At 77.4% G+C, this 465-nt stretch carries 1 pseudogene; it reads left to right on the plus strand.

What is annotated here, in order from left to right:
• Positions 1-45 precede the first annotated feature (45 nt).
• Positions 46-465 (plus strand): annotated as a pseudogene (locus DW299_RS18940) (hypothetical protein); the annotation flags it as partial.

The raw sequence follows: 465 nt of genomic DNA on the forward strand, positions 1-465 counted from the left end.
GACGCACGTGCGGCGTCGGCGGAGGTGCGGGCTCGGCGGGTGCGGGTGAACGCGGCCCGTGCGGCGATCCCGGCCGGCTCGGCGCCGCGGCCGCTGGAGCGGCTGTACGCCGAGCACGACGCGGTCACGGCCCGGTGGATGCGGTACGAGACCGACCCTGCGCTGCAGATCGCGTATCCGGCGATGACCGACGTCAAGCGCCCGGAGACCGCCGCCTACCTGCGTGCCGCGGGCACGGCGGTGGAGGCGCGCCGCGGCACCACGGGGCGGATCACGGCGGCGGAGTTCGCCGCCTACCGCGACGCGGTCGCGGAGCTGGAGCGCGCGTTCGAGGCGGCGGAGCATGCGGCCAGGGTGCACGCGGGGGAGGCGCCGACCACTCCCGCGTGGCAGGACGCCGCGCACGACATGGTGAACCGCTCGGTCGAGGCGATCGACCGAGCCGCGGGAGCCGCCGCCTCGGCA

The organism is Microbacterium sp. K35, assembly GCF_004794375.1.
Classification (GTDB): domain Bacteria; phylum Actinomycetota; class Actinomycetes; order Actinomycetales; family Microbacteriaceae; genus Microbacterium; species Microbacterium sufflavum.